The sequence below is a fragment of the Kocuria subflava genome (assembly GCF_012163155.1).
GTDB lineage: Bacteria > Actinomycetota > Actinomycetes > Actinomycetales > Micrococcaceae > Kocuria > Kocuria subflava.
The window spans coordinates 1-506 of the sequence record NZ_JAAVUN010000270.1 but is presented as its reverse complement, the minus strand read 5'-3'; the positions used below and the strand labels follow the sequence as shown (position 1 = coordinate 506).

1 protein-coding gene and 1 pseudogene are annotated in these 506 nt (G+C 65.4%); both read left to right on the top strand.

Annotation, left to right across the window (positions count from 1 at the left end; translation table 11 throughout):
* The coding region (locus GTW58_RS14145; protein ID WP_483413996.1) for a tRNA ligase subunit PheS family protein at positions 1-159 on the top strand (159 nt) is incomplete at its 5' end.
* Between the two features lies 1 nt (position 160).
* Positions 161-506, top strand: a pseudogene (locus GTW58_RS14140) (phenylalanine--tRNA ligase subunit beta); the annotation flags it as partial.

The window sequence follows — 506 nt, the reverse complement described above, 5'->3', positions numbered from 1 at the left end:
GTCCTGCGTGCGGCGGGCGTGGATCCGGAGGCCTACTCCGGCTTCGCATTCGGCATGGGCATCGACCGCACGTTGATGTTCCGCAACAACGTCCCCGACATGCACGACATCGTCGAGGGTGACATTCGGTTCAGCCAGCACTTCGGAATGGAGGTCTGACATGCGCATTCCTTTGTCATGGCTGCGTGAGTACGCGCCGGTCCCGGAGGGGGCCACAGCCGAGCAGGTGCTCGAAACCATGGTGTCGGTCGGCTTCGAGGAGGAAGAGGTCCACCGGCCGTCGGACGAGATCTCCGGCCCCGTCGTCGTCGGTCAGGTCCTGTGCCGTGAGCCGGAGGAGCACTCCAATGGCAAGACGGTCAACTGGTGCCAGGTCCGCGTGGTCCCGGAAGGCCAGGAACAGAGCCTGACGGGCAAGGGCATTGAGCCCTCCGGCGTGCAGGGCATCGTGTGCGGTGCCCACATCTTCGAGGTCGGGGACAAGGTGGTGGTCACCCTCCCGGGTG